The following is a 15,345-nucleotide window of genomic DNA, read 5'->3' on the forward strand; positions in this document are numbered from 1 at the left end:
CAACAAAATGACTCATGACGGTGCGTTAAAAATAAGCACTTTTAAGGAATAACCCACTTTCCCGCCTGTCCCAGGTGCCAATCGTTGTTTTTGAAAATAAATTGATGACAGCCTGATAACGAGATGTTAATAGAAAGAGGGCCACCCGGGTGTTGACGGTATCAGCACGGGTGCTGCCGTGTCCGCCATAAGATCGAACGAAGCATGCCGCCGGCGAAAATCTGTACCCAGATAGTGGATTAACGCCGTGAACTTTCTCATTATGCTAAAAGACAGGGCGGCACAATAGCTGCGCGCAACCGGAAAACAGCCACGCCTCTGTTCGGGGCCGACACATAAAGAATAATTAAAGTGTATTAACTCTGCTCCAGCTCCCGGATCCAGACCAGCAGTTCGGCGATCACCTGATACAATTGCCGGGGTATTTGCTCGTCTAGTTCCAGGCGCATCAGCAGGGCAACCAACTCGGGGGCATCGTGTATATAGACATGCTGCCGCCGCGCTTCGGCGATGATCCGCTCGGCCAGCTCGCCATAGCCCCGGGCCACCACCCGGGGAGCCTGGCTGCCTTCGCCATAGGCCAGGGCCACCGCCTGACGGCGGCGACCTTCATGATGACCGTCACTCACCGGCATCATCCCCTGCCGGCATCCGGCGGATCTGTATCCCGACCTCATTGAAGCCACAGGCCGACAACCGGGGTCGCAACTGCTCGACGCCATTTTCCAGACGGGCCACCATGGCTTCGGCCTCGACGTACAGGGTCACCGCCAACCCCGTGCCCTGCAGGCACAGACTCGCCCTGATATCACCGAAGGTCCCGTGGCGTAGCGTCAACTCGGTGCGCCAGGCTTGCTCCTGAGCTGGCTCCTCCGGCTCCCCCTGGCCCGAGGCATGCTGCCTTTGCTGCTCCAGTGCCTCGGGCAGCGGGATAACCAGCGCCATAAACAGCCCAGACCAGATGTCTCCTTCCCAACGCAGCACGGGTGTAACCAACAGCTCCAGCTGATGACGCACCAGGGTCTGCAGGCCGTCATCCATGGCTTCATTGACTGGCGCCCGGGCCGCGCTCGAGCCCTCGTCCTGGCTGGCCAACGGCTCGGGGCCCGGGGTCGAGGAGGCGAGGATCTGGCCTGGGGCCGGCAAGGCAAGGGGTGAAGGTTGGGGCCCTGTTGCGATCGGAGCACCTTTGGCCGACTGGTGCGCCTGGCCAGACAGGAGCCCCATCTGTGGTTCCCGTTCCAGCTGGGCACGCGACAGGTCGCCGCGAAACCAGCGGGCCAGGTGCGACTCATAGAAGAGCCCGCTGTCCCTGATGCTGCCTTCCAGCCGGGTGGCCAACTGCGGGGCGGAAACCGGCCCCGCTTCCGGCAACAAGGGCGCCAGGGGGCGAATCACCGAAGGAGGCGCGGGAAACCGGACCAGCACATCGGCGATGGTACGCGCGGCCGAACTGAAGTGGGTGCTGCTGGACGACACCGGGGGGGCCGATGCCGACTGATGCTGTCCCGCTGCCGACGCCGCCTGGGCCCGGCTTGCGAACAGCTCGGCCAAGGCCGGCCGGGCATCAAGCCGGGAATCGCTGTGCACGGCCCGGGCCGCATCCGTGGGTGTCAGCGGCCTGACCGGCGCGTTGAGTTCAGGTGCCACGGGCACATCCACCCGTTTGCCCAGTACCTGATGCAGCAGGGTATCGAGCAGCGGGGTGATGCCGCTCACGGCGAAGTCCGCCTGTCAATGGCCTCAACGCTCACTGTCGGTGTCCGGGGGGATGATAGGCGCTGTTGAGCTGGCGCTGGCGCTGGGATACCCCCATCAGCCGGCTCAGTTCTTCCCGCCGCCGGGTCAGACGCTCACGGATCTCCCTGTCCTGCTCCAGGATCTGCCGTAACAAAACGGCCTTACGCTCCTGATGGGGCCGATCCAGCGCCAGCCCTTGCTCCACTTTGGCGAGTTGCTCCACCTCGGCCACATAGCGGGATTCTTCGTCGATCAACGAGCCCCAGTCTTCGTCCCGGGCCCTGAACAACATCCTGACCGAACATTCCAGCAAAAACTGGTAGGAGGCGATCACCTCTTCCTGGGTCACGGGGACACGCTGTTGCCACTGGATGGCCATATCAAGCTCCTCTGATCTGGTCGCCGATCTCGCGCCAAGCCGAACCTATGGAGTCCAACAGGCGGGCGGCCTCATCCAGCCGTTGTTCATCGTTATGCAGGTTGGCCTGCAACAACAAATCACCGACATAGTCATAGAGAGAGGCCAATCGCTCGGCCAGCTCTCCGCCCTGCTCCATGTCCAGCGCCGCCAGCAAACCGTTGTTGACGATATCCAGCACCTTGGAAATCGCCATGCCCTTCTCAGCCACATTGCCGCCCTGCATATGCAACCGGGCGGTACGCAGGCCGGACTGGGCGCCGTCGAACAACATCATAATCAGCTGGTGCGGGCTGGCCGACATCACATTGGTCTCGACTCCGACCCGGGCATAGGCTCCTGCTCCCCTGCCATAAGCGGCCGCACCGCGCACTGTATTCATCGCTTACTCCCTCTTAAGTGGCGCTGCCAACCGCATAGGTTCACAGCTACTCATGCTTAGCGCCCCAGCTGGGTATTCATCATACTGAACTGCTGGGCCAGATAGCTGCTGGTTGAATTCATACCGGAGATCAGGGTGTCCATCTGGGCAAACTGGGTACGATAACGGGCGATGGTGGCATCGATACTCTGCTCCACACGTTCATAACGCAGATTCACCCGCTTGATACTGTCTTTAAGGCCATCGGTGGCATTATCGAGCGCACCCTTGTCCTGAAGAATATTATCCAGGGTCTGGTTAAGCTGGCCAGCAAGGCCCGCTTCCTCGCTGTCGCCGGCAAAGAAGTCGGATAAGGCGCTCATATTGTCGGCCAACAGGGTATCCAGCTTGCTCTCATCCAATTTCAGCTTGCCGTTCAGTTGCAGGCTGATGCCGATATCGCTCAGCACCTTGAACTGGCCTTCGGCCACGCCGTCGGTCAACGCCGTGCGCAACCGGGACTGCACGCTGCGCAGGGTACTGTCGCCCAGCAACAGACCGGCGGCACCGGTTTCGGCATTAAAGCTGCTCAGCCCGGACATGCTGTCTTGCAGGCTGTTGTAGGCACTGACAAACCCCTTGACCGCCTCCTTGATCGCCTCGCTATCCCGCTCCACGCTCAGGCTGCTGGTGCCAGCCTCGGTGATATCCAGGGTCACCCCCTGGATGGCCCCCTCGACCCGGTTGCCCTGGCTGACGATATCGATACCGTTCACCTTGAGCTCGGCATTTACCGCCGGAACCTGAGTCGCGGCATCCAGTGACAAGCCACCCACGGTGCCAAAATCAACGGAAGCAATGGCCGCGTCGGTGCCGGTTTTGGTGGAAGAAAATACCAACCGGTAAGGCGTCCCGCTGCCGTCGTTGACGATGGAGGCGCCGACGCCGGCGTTTTTAGCGTTGATGGCATTGCGGATCCCCTCCAGCGAGCTCCCCGCCTGGGTAATGTCCACGCTCAGAGGATCACCGCTGCCGAAGGTGAACGTCAGGGTGCCCGCGCCCAGCTCGGCGGTTTTATCGGCCACCCCGTTCGTCGCCTCGCTGTAGGCCTGCGCCACCTTGGACACAACTATCTGATAGCTGCCCACGCTCGCTTCGGTGCCGGCCGCCGCCGCCAGGCCGGTGCCGGTCACCTTGCTGGTCACCCCCTGAAACAGGCCGGCATCATTGAGCTTGCCCACCGCCGCCTGAAACTGGGACAGGGCGCCCTCCAGCTTGCCGTAGGCGGAAATTTTCGCCTGATAGCTGCCTTTTTGCTTGGTGAGCGGCGTCAGTTTTTGCCGCTCGGCCGCCGCCAGCTGATCGAGCAGGCCATTCAGGTCCAGCCCCGAACCAATCCCCAGTGACGAAATACTCGCCATAATGATGCCCCCTTAAGATTGTGCCGTATTCTGACCGTCCCGCCGCTACGGACAGCGGCCAAAAAAGCACGTTATTTGCCGTTAATTCAAATTATCGGCGTCAGATCACGCAACTTTAACCGAAGCCAGCATTCTCTCTGATAATGCCGAACAACAGGCTCCGGGCGGTCAGCCCTTCTGCCCGAGAATCGCCAGGGGTAACTCCTGCAGCGGCAACACCCGGTCAACGGCGCCCAGCTTGATCGCCTCCTTGGGCATGCCGAACACCACGCAGGACGCTTCATCCTGGGCGACGGTGCCGGCACCGGCCCGGGCCATGTCCTTCAGCCCGCGCGCGCCGTCATCCCCCATGCCGGTCATGATAATTCCGGTAGCGTTTTTACCGGCGAACCTGGCCACGGAGCGGAACAGCACGTCCACGGAGGGACGATGCCGGTTGACCTGCGGGCCATCCACCACCTCGACATGGTAATAGGCGCCGCTGCGCTTGAGCAGCATATGTTTACCTCCCGGTGCGATCAGGGCCAGCCCGGGCAGCACGCGATCATTATGCCTGGCTTCGCGCACTTCTATCCGACACAGGCTGTTGAGGCGCTCGGCGAAGGATGCGGTGAACTTTTCCGGCATATGCTGCACGATGACGAGCCCCGGGCAGACCCGTGGCAGAGGGGTCAATATGGCCTCCAGCGCCTGGGTGCCACCGGTGGAAGTGCCGATGGCGACGATGCGCTCCGTGGTCCTGGCCATGGCATGGCCGCCGGGGGAAGCCGGCACGGCCTCCTGACGGGGAGCACCGGGTCGCGACGCCTTTGGCATCAGCTGTCTGACATTGGCCTGGGCGGCGGTCCTGACCGCAGTCACCAGCGTCGCTGCGGATTCCTGCAGGAAGCTTTTCAGGCCAAACCTGGGCTTGGTGACGATTTCAACCGCCCCGGCGGCCAGCGCCTGCATGGTGGTTTCCGCGCCTTTTTCCGTCAGTGAAGAACAGATCACTATCGGGGTGGGTCGCTCGACCATGATTTTTTTCAGGAAGGTAATACCGTCCATCCGCGGCATCTCCACGTCCAGCACAATCACGTCCGGCCATGCACGGGAGAGTTTGTCGAGCGCGAAGATGGGATCGGCCGCCGTCGCCATCACCTGAATGTCCGGTTCCTTATCCAGTATCGCCTGCACCACCTGGCGTACCACGGCAGAATCATCGACCAGCAATACCTTGATTTGTCTCATATCCTACCTCCAATCCGGGCCGCCCATGCCGCCCACCATTCACGGCTTGCGGTAGATGGACGGCGTTATCAGCTTGAGTCCATCGCTGATACCGTTCAGGCTTTCCGAGTGACTGACGATGAAATACCCCCCGGATTTCAACAGCGGCAGTATCCGCTCGATCACCTTGCGCTTAGTGTCCAGGTCGAAATAAATCATCACATTACGCAGGAAAATTACGTCAAATTCCCCCAGTTTCGGCAACCTCTGGTTGAGATTGATGTGCATGAAGCTCACCCTCTGCCGCAGCTTGCGCTCGAGCAGGAAGGTCCCCTCCTGGGAGCCTGCACCCTTCAGGCAGTATTTGTGCAGCAGCGGGGTGTCTATGGTATCCGCCCGCGTCATCGGATAATGGCCGCGGCGGGCCTGCGCCAGCACACGGGTGCTGATATCCGAGGCCACGATTTCCCAGCTGGTCCCGTTCAGCCCTTCGGCCAGGGTCATGGCCAGGCTGTAGGGCTCCTCCCCGGAAGAGCAGGCCGCGCTCCACAGACGAAAGTGTCGTCCCGGCGGCACCTGCGGCAACACCCGCTCACGCAGAAAATCAAAATGTTTGGGTTCGCGAAAAAAGTAGGTCTCATTGGTGGTGAGCAAATCCAGGGCAAGCTGCAACTCTGCCCCCTCCTCGCCCGCCATGATCAGCCGGAAATAATCGCCGTAACTCGCCAGCTGATAATGTTTCAGCCGCTTGCACAGCCGACCGGCAACCAATGCCTTCTTGGCCAGAGACAGGTTGATCCCCGCCGTCTGATACAACCAGCCCCTGAAGCGCTGGAATTCACTATCCTTGAGTGGCATCACGTTCAATTTGCACCCTCCTGCCGGGTGAGCCGACATCAGCCCCCGGTAAAGTACGCCGCCGATCATCACCTGGGGGAGTGGATGGTCAACTGGCCGCCTCCCCCGGGTCGCCGCCCCGGGACAGCAAGGCCATCTCCTCCACCGACAGCACCCGGTCAACGTTCAGTACTATCACGAACCGGCCCTCCACCTTGGCCATGCCGCCGATGAAATCGGCGCGGATACCGCCACCGAAGCTGGGGGGCGGCTCTATTTCAGCCGCCGGAATCGTCAATACCGCCGACACCGCGTCCACCAGCACCCCCACATCCTGCGCGCCCTGCTCGGAACGGGTTTCGAGGATCACGATACAACTGCGGCGCGTCACTTTCGCCACCGGCCGGCCGAAGCGCGCCGCCAGGTCCACCACCGGCACCACCGCCCCCCTCAGGTTGATCACCCCCCGCACGAAGGTCGGCATCATGGGCACGCCGGTCACATGGCCGTATTGGATAATTTCCTTGATCCCGAGGATGTCCATGGCAAACATCTCCTCCCCCAGGACGAAGGTCAGGTACTGGGCCTCGTCCCGTGGTGCAGCCGGGTCCGGCTGCTCGGTTTTAACTAATGCGCCCATCTCTTCCTCCCATCAGAAGCGGGTAAATTCGGGTTCCAGGCCATCATCACCGGGTTCGTCGTCCGGACGCGAGTGGCTGCTTCGCCCCTGCTTGACCGGCTTGGACGCTTGTTGCGGGGCCGCCCTGGCCTGGCTCCTCCCCCCGGCCTCGACGGTAAAGAAGCTCATGGTCTGTTGCAGCTGCTCGGCCTGGTTGCTCATCTCCTCCGAGGTGGCGGCCAGCTCTTCGCTGCTGGAGGCATTCTGCTGGGTCACCTGGTTCAGCAGCGTCATGGCGGTATTGATCTGCTCGGCACCCGACGCCTGCTCCTCCGAAGCGGCACTGATCTCCTGCACCAGGTCGGAGGTTTTGTTGATGGAAGGCAGCATTTCCTCCAGCAACCGGCCGGCTTTTTCCGCCATCGCCACACTGCTGTCGGACAGCTCGCCGATCTCCTGGGCCGCCACCTGGCTGCGCTCGGCCAGCTTGCGCACCTCGCTCGCCACCACCGCAAAGCCTTTGCCGTGCTCACCGGCCCGGGCCGCCTCGATGGCCGCGTTGAGCGCCAGCAGGTTGGTCTGGTAGGCGATGTCGTCGATAATGCCGATGCGCTGGGCAATCTGCTTCATCGCCGCCACCGTCTGCTGCACCGCTTCCCCGCCCTCGCCCGCTTCTTTCGCGGCCTTGCCGGCCATGCCGTCGGTCACTTTGGCATTTTCGGTATTCTGGTTGATGCTGGCGCTCATCTGCTCGATAGACGCACTGGTCTCCTCCACGCTGGCCGCCTGCTCGCTGGCCGCCTGGCTCATCGACTGGGCGGTGGCACTGACCTCTTCCGAGGCGCTGGCCAGGCTGTCGGCGGCACCACGCACCTCGCCGATGATGTGAGCCAGCCTGTCCTGCATTTGCCCCATGGCCGCCAGCAACAGGCCCACCTCATCCCGGGAACGGACCTGGATGCGCTGGCTCAGATCCCCTTCCGCCAACCGCTCGGCCGCGTGCACGGCCACGGCCAGGGAGCCAGCCAGGCGACGGTAAACGAACCACAGAACCAGCCCCAGCACCAGCAAGGTGCAGGCCATGCTGACCAGCACCCAGGAAAAGGCCCTGTCCTTGTCGGCCAGCGCCGCCGCCACCATCGCGACGGTGCGGTTTTCCATCAGCACGAAGAAATCATCTATGAAGCGCTGGATATTGGCCTTTTCCCGGTGATAGGCCACATCATGCAGCATCTGCCGGGCCTGCTCCGGGCCGACGGTGCCGAGCCCCCCCCGGGCATGCTCCTTCACCGCCTGCATGGCCACGGCTTCCGTCTCCACCAGGGCTGCGGATTTGGCGTTGGCGTCGGTCAGCAGGGCGAATTCCTCCTCGGTAAAACCGGCCCGGCGCATCAGCTCGGCGAGCGAAATGGCCGGAGTGTCCGGCCGGGGCTTGCCGTCTCCCGCCGCCACGAAATCCCAGTAAATCCGGTGGTAGGCCTCAGGCCTGGGCTGCTCTCCGTTGCGGATGGCCACCACTTGCCAGTATTGCTGCTCGAAGCGGCTGTCGCCGGTGACCACATAGGTTCGGGCCAGGCGAGTCAGATCGTCCGAACTTTGCCGCAGCTCATCGGCCAGCAGGTAGGACCGGTATTGCTGATCCTTGGCCTCTGCCACCTGTTCCACCGCCGCCTGATAGCGGTTGACCGCCATCAGGGTCACCATCAGCATGCCGAGCGAGGTCATGGTCAACCCCAGGAACAGGGTTTTTATCCGTAATTGGAACATAGGGTCTCCTTAATACCGTCAGGACGATCCGCCGGGACGACGGAGCTTGCCCCGGCCACTGCATTATGCCGGTACCGGGCAACGCCCTCCGAGTGCGGAAATATCAGATGTTATTGGTTTGAGTTATGGCTGGCGCCGAGCCGTTCGTCGTGATGTTCGCTAGCGGGCGGATTCTCCCTCCCTGGCCTGGGACAGCAAGGCCATCTCCGCCACCGACAGCACCCGGTCAATGTTCAGTACTATCACGAACCGGCCCTCCACCTTGGCCATGCCGCCGATGAAATCGGCGCGGATACCGCCACCGAAGCTGGGGGGCGGCTCTATTTCAGCCGCCGGAATCGTCAATACCGCCGACACCGCGTCCACCAGCACCCCCACATCCTGCGCGCCCTGCTCGGAACGGGTTTCGAGGATCACGATACAACTGCGGCGCGTCACTTCCGCCACCGGCCGGCCGAAGCGCGCCGCCAGGTCCACCACCGGCACCACCGCCCCCCTCAGGTTGATCACCCCCCGCACGAAGGTCGGCATCATGGGCACGCCGGTCACATGGCCGTATTGGATAATTTCCTTGATCCCGAGGATGTCCATGGCAAACATCTCCTCCCCCAGGACGAAGGTCAGGTACTGGGCCTCGTCCCGTGGTGCAGCCGGGTCCGGCTGCTCGGTTTTAACTAATGCGCCCATCTCTTCCTCCCATCAGAAGCGGGTAAATTCGGGTTCCAGGCCATCATCACCGGGTTCGTCGTCCGGACGCGAGTGGCTGCTTCGCCCCTGCTTGACCGGCTTGGACGCTTGTTGCGGGGCCGCCCTGGCCTGGCTCCTCCCCCCGGCCTCGACGGTAAAGAAGCTCATGGTCTGTTGCAGCTGCTCGGCCTGGTTGCTCATCTCCTCCGAGGTGGCGGCCAGCTCTTCGCTGCTGGAGGCATTCTGCTGGGTCACCTGGTTCAGCAGCGTCATGGCGGTATTGATCTGCTCGGCACCCGACGCCTGCTCCTCCGAAGCGGCACTGATCTCCTGCACCAGGTCGGAGGTTTTGTTGATGGAAGGCAGCATTTCCTCCAGCAACCGGCCGGCTTTTTCCGCCATCGCCACACTGCTGTCGGACAGCTCGCCGATCTCCTGGGCCGCCACCTGGCTGCGCTCGGCCAGCTTGCGCACCTCGCTCGCCACCACCGCAAAGCCTTTGCCGTGCTCACCGGCCCGGGCCGCCTCGATGGCCGCGTTGAGCGCCAGCAGGTTGGTCTGGTAGGCGATGTCGTCGATAATGCCGATGCGCTGGGCAATCTGCTTCATCGCCGCCACCGTCTGCTGCACCGCTTCCCCGCCCTCGCCCGCTTCTTTCGCGGCCTTGCCGGCCATGCCGTCGGTCACTTTGGCATTTTCGGTATTCTGGTTGATGCTGGCGCTCATCTGCTCGATAGACGCACTGGTCTCCTCCACGCTGGCCGCCTGCTCGCTGGTCGCCTGGCTCATGGACTGGGCGGTGGCACTGACCTCTTCCGAGGCGCTGGCCAGGCTGTCGGCGGCACCACGCACTTCACCGATAATACGGGAGAGCTTGTCGACCATGGACTTCATGGCCGCCAGCAGGCTGCCGTCGTCGCCCTTGCGTAACTGGATGTCGACGGACAAATCGCCCTCTGCCACCCGTTGGGCGATGCCGGCGGCATACCCGGGTTCCCCCCCTAGCTGACGCAGCAAATTGCGGGTGATCAACCAGGCCGCCAGCAACGCGGCCAAGGCGGCGGCGGCGGCGGCGGTCAGCATCATCTGACGGGCCTGTTCATAGGTCTGCTGAGATTCACGCCCCGACAGTTCCAGCAACTCGCCCTGGTAGTCCACCAAGGCGATGATATTCTCCTGGTAGATCTCCAGGGTCGGGCCCAGTTCCGTATGCAGGAAGCGCCGGGCTTCGCCCTGATTGTCCTGCTCGAGCAGCGCGAACAAGCGCTGCTGGGCGACCACATAGCGCTGCTGGCTGTCCTTGAGCTGCTGCAACAGTTCTATACCCCTGGCCGAATGTATCCGCTGCTGCAATTGCTCCACGACCGCGCCGATTTGCTCCCGGGATTCCAGGATCCGCGCCTCCTGCTGTTGTCGATCCAGGTCGTCATCGGCCAGCATCACATTGCGCAGCGCGATGGCGATGACATTGGAATAATCGATGACCTTGTTGGCCATCTCGGTCTTGGGCCAGAACTCCTCGACTATCTCAGTCTGCGCATCGTTGAGCTGCTGCATGCGGGTAATACCGATAAAGGACACCAGCGCCAGCATGGCGATCACCATGCCGAACCCCAGCGCCAGCTTGGTGGCGACTCTCATACCTTTGAACATAGGCTGTTCCTTCCTTTTATTTGTTGTTATCCCGCTGATCGTGCCCGAATGCAGCCACCGTCAGCAGAACGACGCTTGCCTTGCCATGATTCCTTGCCCTGTGGCGGCCACGCCGCTCAGGCGAGCACCCCCCGGCTCTCCCGCCGGACAATCTGCTGCACAAAGGCGGGAACATCGAGGATCAACGCCACCGAGCCGTCACCCAGGATGGTCGATCCGCCGATGCCGTGCAGGGCGCCAAACAAGGTGCCCAGGGGTTTGATCACCGTCTGGAACTCGCCCTGCAGCTCATCCACCACCAAGCCAATTTTCTGTTCCGCGCACTGCACCACCACTACGTTCTCACGCTTGGCCTTGCCGCCGCTCAGGCCGAAATGTTCGCGCAGCCGGACCAGCGGCAGTACCTCGCTGCGCAGGTTGAGGTAATTGTGCCGGCCGGCCGCCTGACGATCCGCGGCGGTAAGCTCGATGCATTCCTGTACCATATCGAGCGGCACCACGTAGCGGTCATGACCCACGCCAACCAGAAAGCCGTCGATGATCGCCAGGGTCAGCGGCAAACGGATGCTCACCCGGGTACCCTGCCCCGGGCGGCTGTCGAGATCTATGCTGCCCCGCAAGGCCATGATGTTGCGGCGCACCACGTCCATGCCCACCCCCCGCCCGGACAGGCTGGTCACCGCGTCTGCGGTGGAGAAGCCGGGCTCGAAGATCAGCTGATAGACCTCCTGCTCCGTCAGGCTGGCGCCGGGGGGAACCAGCTCACGCTCGATGGCCTTTTGCAGGATCCGCTCAGGGTTGAGGCCGGCGCCGTCGTCGCTGATCTCGATCACTATGCTGCCGGAGTCGTGAAACGCATTGAGATAGAGGTTGCCGGTGAGCGCCTTACCCGCCGCCTGGCGCAGCGCAGGCGCCTCTATGCCATGATCCATAGCATTGCGCAGCAGGTGCATCAGGGGATCACCGATTTTTTCCACCACGGTTTTGTCCAGCTCGGTCTCGGCGCCGCTGATATGCAGCGCTATGTCCTTGCCCAGCTCATGGCTGACATCATGTACCACCCGCTGAAAGCGGTTGAAGGTATCGCCAATCGGCACCATGCGCAGGCGCAGGGAGCCGTCGCGTATTTCCTCCACCAGCTCGGAGACCAGGGACGAGGCTTCCTGTAATGCCGTATCCTGGGATTTCCGGGCGAGCAGGTTGACGCCGGCGCCGGCGATAACCAGCTCGCCCACCAGATTGATCAGTTCATCCAGTTTGTCGGCCTGCACCCGGATATAGCGGCTTTCTTTCTTTTTATTGTCCTGGGTCTGGGCTTGCTTGTGCAGGGCGGCCTGCACCACGACGGGCTCGACCGCTTGCTGCTCCATCAGAATTTCCCCTAACAGGCTGCCGGCGCCGGTTTCGATGACCTCGCGACGCTGGATGGCCAGGCCTTGCTCCAGCTCCTGGGGGGTGAGTGCGCCACTGTCGCGCAGGATCTCCCCCAGGCGGGCCTCGTCTTCCGGCAAGAGTCGGATCAATTCGATATATTCGGAAATTTTGCTGTACGGCGGCAGTATGTGCAGCACACAGTCGTCGCGCACAAAATCAAAGGCTTCGGCAATGGTTGCCTTGTCTGCCGTGGACTGGTAGTCGATTTCAAACCCCAGATAGCAGGACTCGGGATCCATCTGCTCCGCCGGTGGCATGGGCTCGACCAGGGTGGTGACCGAGACAAGCTTGCCAAGGGTGTTCAGGTAACGCAGGAAAGACAGGGGGTCCATGCCATTGCGCAACACCTCCGGACCAAAGCGCAGGGAGATGTGCCAAAGCCCCGAGACGACCTGGGTGTCATCCTCCGCCGACACATCGCCATCCGTCCGCGGGCCGGATGATAGGGAAAGGTCCGGCCCCTGATAGCGCTGCAATCGCGCCCGCAGCTCCCGCTCCCTGGCCAGGGCTGCGGCATCCATTTGCTCTCCCCGGGCGGCCACCACCTCGACCAGCTCGGCGATATGATCGCCACTGGCCAGCAACAGGGCGACCAGCTCCTCGCTGATGGCCAGGGTTCCGTCACGCAGGCGATCCAGCAGATCCTCAACGATATGGGTAAAGCCGATGATCGGCTCCAGCCCGAACAGCCCCGCCGAGCCCTTGATAGTATGGGCCGCCCGGAAAATGGCGTCCAGGGTGTCGGCATCGGTGGGCGCCTGTTCCAACCGCAACAGGGATTCCTCCATCTCCTGCAGCAACTCACGGGCCTCGGCGATAAAGGTTTGCAGGACTTGGTCGAGATTCAGGTTCATGCGTTCATCCTTGTGAAGAGGAGCGGCTAGGCGTCGCCCTGGCCGCGACCGGCAAACACCAGGGGATCGCCGAAATAACCGCCGAGCTGGCACAGTTCAAACACCTCCAGCACCGCTGGGCTGTGCCGGCTCAGCCGCAGCTCCCGGCCGCCCAGTCCGGCTTCGCGCTTGGCCAGCATCAACAGCTGCACACCGGCACTGTCCAGTTCGCTCACCCCGGACAGGTCGATTTCCAACTCATATGGACTGGCCAGCCGGGGCAGCAGTTGTGCCTTGAGGTCGGCTGCCGTATAGATGGTCATTTCCCCTTCGATACGCAGCAACGACACCCCGTCCTTGATTTCCGTGTTCACTTGCATCGGACTTTCCTCTCGGGACTAGGGTGTGTCCCGATACTGTTCATGATTTCGTCGCCCCCCCAACAGGGGGCACTCAAGGCAGCAGGTGCAGCGCATAGTGGGCCTGAGCCTGCTAACGCAGAACGCGCCCTGTTGGGGGGCGACCCGAGGGGCTGATGCCGTGCCGCTCCGTTGCTGTGTTGCTTATCGCTGATTTGGGGCCACCAAACCGCACGGTGCGCGCCTTGCCTCGAAGCGGCACAGCATCAGCGTAATTAATGCACAGTCACGGGACACACCCTAGGGCAAGATCAGCTTGGACACGGCCGCCAGCATCTGCTCCGGTTGGAAGGGCTTAACCACCCAGGCCTTGGCGCCGGCGGCCTGACCCTGCCGCTTCTTCTCCTCCTGGGATTCCGTGGTCAGCATGATGATGGGCGTGAACCGGTACGCCGGTCGCTGCTTCACCTCTTTTACAAAGGCGATGCCGTCCATGTTGGGCATGTTCACGTCGCTGATCATCAGATGCACCTTTTGTCCGGTCAGCTTGGACAGGGCGTCCTGGCCGTCACGCGCCTCGAGCACCTCGTACCCCGCCCCTTTCAGGGCAATGCCGACCACCTGCCTGATGCTGGCGGAATCGTCGATCACCATCACTGTTTTAGCCATAACTCCTCCTAGAAAAAGGTAATATCCGCTTCCTTGGGATCATCCAGGGGTTTTCCCTGGTGTGCCTGTCGCTGTTCGGTGGTGGCATAGCTCAGCTCCATTTCCGCCAGCCAGGCCTCCGCATCTATGGGGTCGACCAGTCCGGGATCCTCGCGATACCGTTCCCAGTACTGGTGCAGGGCATTCATATTATGGTGGGCGTGGATCAGGATCTGGCTGACCCTGTCCTGGAACTGCAGGGCCACCAGCACTTCGCTGATCTCGTCGCGTATGCCGGCACCTTCCGCCTGCAGCAGCGCGGTGGACGCCGACAATTGCCGGGTAATCAGATGGAAACGCTCCAGTACCTGATGGATGCTGAGTTCGGAGCTGGCCACGGAATGGTGTTCCCGATCGGCGGTCTGGGCGGCGTTCTTGACCAGCTGGCCGATGGCCCTGTTGATCATGTCGACGATGGCGGACATTTTCTGCCCCGTCTCCCGGGAAAGGTTGGCCAGTGTGCGCACTTCGGTGGCGACCACGGCGAAGCCACGCCCTGCCTCGCCGGCCCGGGACGCCTCGATCGCGGCGTTCAGTGACAGCAGGTTGGTCTGCACGGCGATATTGGCCACCTCGGCGGACATGGCACTGAGTTCGGTGGTGTAGTCGGTCAGGCCGCGTACCTGGGCCAGCATGTCATCGCGGCTCTGGTGCACCAGCTTGAGCGAATCGACCACCCGGGTCAGCTCGGCCTCGCTCTGGTTCAGCCCCCCGACCACGCCGCTGTCGTCGGTGTCCCCGGCTGCCTCCTGTGAGGTCCGCACCGCTTCCTCCAGCCTGACCACCATGTCGGAGAACTGCTCCGCCAGGGCGACGATGGCCTCCTCGGTCTGGATACGTGACACTTCTATCTGGCGGGCCCAGATCGGCATGGCCTGCAAGCAGACAGACTCGGGGCCGTCCAGGTCAGTTCTACGGGGCTCGCTCGACTCAGCCTGCAACAGGGATTGGTGAATACGCCCGTTCCACAGACCGACGCCCATGGTCAGCAAAAGGGTGGCCGTACTGGTCCACAAGGGGCCGCCAGCCAGAGCGACCAGACAGGCGCCCAACAAACCGATCATGAAGGAGGGCCACAAGAAGGGCAGTAGCTGGCTCTCTTTACCCATGTTTACTGTGATCACAGTGCTCATCTCCCATGTTGCATTGCGCCATCGGGTAGTACGGCAGGGACGGTCTCGTCCCAGACAACGCGCTGAGCCAGGCGACTCCGCCATACCGATTGCTCAGTATCTAATCTCTCGACCAAAAACTAGCCAGCTTTAGCCATTTAAGAAAAATATGTTGAAAAACAAGAGA

The 15,345-nt window shown here is 62.2% G+C and carries 13 protein-coding genes and 4 pseudogenes; all 17 read right to left on the minus strand.

What is annotated here, in order from left to right:
* Positions 1-356 precede the first annotated feature (356 nt).
* Positions 357-629, minus strand: a complete 273-nt coding sequence (locus tag ABD806_RS09900) for an EscU/YscU/HrcU family type III secretion system export apparatus switch protein (protein ID WP_344957417.1) — start codon at positions 627-629, stop codon at positions 357-359.
* Complete coding sequence (gene fliK / locus ABD806_RS09905) at positions 622-1,719, minus strand: flagellar hook-length control protein FliK (protein ID WP_344957419.1); 1,098 nt, start codon at positions 1,717-1,719, stop codon at positions 622-624. The genes ABD806_RS09900 and fliK overlap by 8 nt, the downstream gene beginning before the upstream one ends.
* A gap of 31 nt (positions 1,720-1,750) precedes the next feature.
* Positions 1,751-2,119 carry a flagellar protein FliT gene (locus ABD806_RS09910; protein ID WP_344957421.1) on the minus strand — a complete coding sequence of 123 codons (369 nt, stop codon included), beginning with the start codon at positions 2,117-2,119 and terminating at the stop codon, positions 1,751-1,753.
* Position 2,120: 1 nt separating this feature from the next.
* Positions 2,121-2,540, minus strand: a complete 420-nt coding sequence (fliS, locus tag ABD806_RS09915) for a flagellar export chaperone FliS (RefSeq protein ID WP_344957423.1) — start codon at positions 2,538-2,540, stop codon at positions 2,121-2,123.
* 56 nt (positions 2,541-2,596) lie between these two features.
* The gene (gene fliD / locus ABD806_RS09920) at positions 2,597-3,940 is read right to left on the minus strand and encodes a flagellar filament capping protein FliD (RefSeq protein WP_344957425.1); all 1,344 of its coding nucleotides are present in this window, start codon (positions 3,938-3,940) and stop codon (positions 2,597-2,599) included.
* Positions 3,941-4,108: 168 nt separating this feature from the next.
* Complete coding sequence (locus ABD806_RS09925) at positions 4,109-5,170, minus strand: protein-glutamate methylesterase/protein-glutamine glutaminase (protein ID WP_344957428.1); 1,062 nt, start codon at positions 5,168-5,170, stop codon at positions 4,109-4,111.
* 39 nt (positions 5,171-5,209) lie between these two features.
* Positions 5,210-6,007 (minus strand): CheR family methyltransferase, encoded by a 798-nt coding sequence (locus ABD806_RS09930; RefSeq protein ID WP_344958060.1) that lies wholly within the window; start codon positions 6,005-6,007, stop codon positions 5,210-5,212.
* Positions 6,008-6,095: 88 nt separating this feature from the next.
* On the minus strand, positions 6,096-6,626 hold the full coding sequence (locus ABD806_RS09935) for a chemotaxis protein CheW (protein ID WP_344957430.1): 531 nt from the start codon (positions 6,624-6,626) through the stop codon (positions 6,096-6,098).
* Between the two features lie 12 nt (positions 6,627-6,638).
* A pseudogene (locus ABD806_RS18030) lies at positions 6,639-7,490 on the minus strand (methyl-accepting chemotaxis protein); the annotation flags it as partial.
* 18 nt (positions 7,491-7,508) lie between these two features.
* A pseudogene (locus ABD806_RS18035) lies at positions 7,509-8,372 on the minus strand (HAMP domain-containing protein); the annotation flags it as partial.
* A 159-nt stretch (positions 8,373-8,531) separates the two neighbouring features.
* Positions 8,532-9,059, minus strand: coding sequence for a chemotaxis protein CheW (locus ABD806_RS09945; protein ID WP_344957434.1), 528 nt, complete (start codon positions 9,057-9,059; stop codon positions 8,532-8,534).
* A 12-nt stretch (positions 9,060-9,071) separates the two neighbouring features.
* Positions 9,072-10,034 (minus strand): annotated as a pseudogene (locus ABD806_RS09950) (methyl-accepting chemotaxis protein); the annotation flags it as partial.
* A 138-nt stretch (positions 10,035-10,172) separates the two neighbouring features.
* Positions 10,173-10,712: pseudogene (locus ABD806_RS09955) on the minus strand (MCP four helix bundle domain-containing protein); the annotation flags it as partial.
* A 116-nt stretch (positions 10,713-10,828) separates the two neighbouring features.
* Complete coding sequence (locus tag ABD806_RS09960) at positions 10,829-13,000, minus strand: chemotaxis protein CheA (RefSeq protein ID WP_344957438.1); 2,172 nt, start codon at positions 12,998-13,000, stop codon at positions 10,829-10,831.
* 26 nt (positions 13,001-13,026) lie between these two features.
* Positions 13,027-13,359 (minus strand): STAS domain-containing protein, encoded by a 333-nt coding sequence (locus tag ABD806_RS09965; protein WP_344957440.1) that lies wholly within the window; start codon positions 13,357-13,359, stop codon positions 13,027-13,029.
* A gap of 279 nt (positions 13,360-13,638) precedes the next feature.
* A complete protein-coding gene (locus ABD806_RS09970) occupies positions 13,639-14,007 on the minus strand; it encodes a response regulator (RefSeq protein ID WP_344957442.1) in 369 nt (122 codons plus the stop codon).
* 8 nt (positions 14,008-14,015) lie between these two features.
* Positions 14,016-15,170 carry a methyl-accepting chemotaxis protein gene (locus ABD806_RS09975; protein WP_344957444.1) on the minus strand — a complete coding sequence of 385 codons (1,155 nt, stop codon included), beginning with the start codon at positions 15,168-15,170 and terminating at the stop codon, positions 14,016-14,018.
* Positions 15,171-15,345 lie beyond the last annotated feature (175 nt).

The organism is Zobellella aerophila, assembly GCF_039539325.1.
GTDB classification, from domain to species: Bacteria; Pseudomonadota; Gammaproteobacteria; order Enterobacterales; family Aeromonadaceae; genus Oceanimonas; species Oceanimonas aerophila.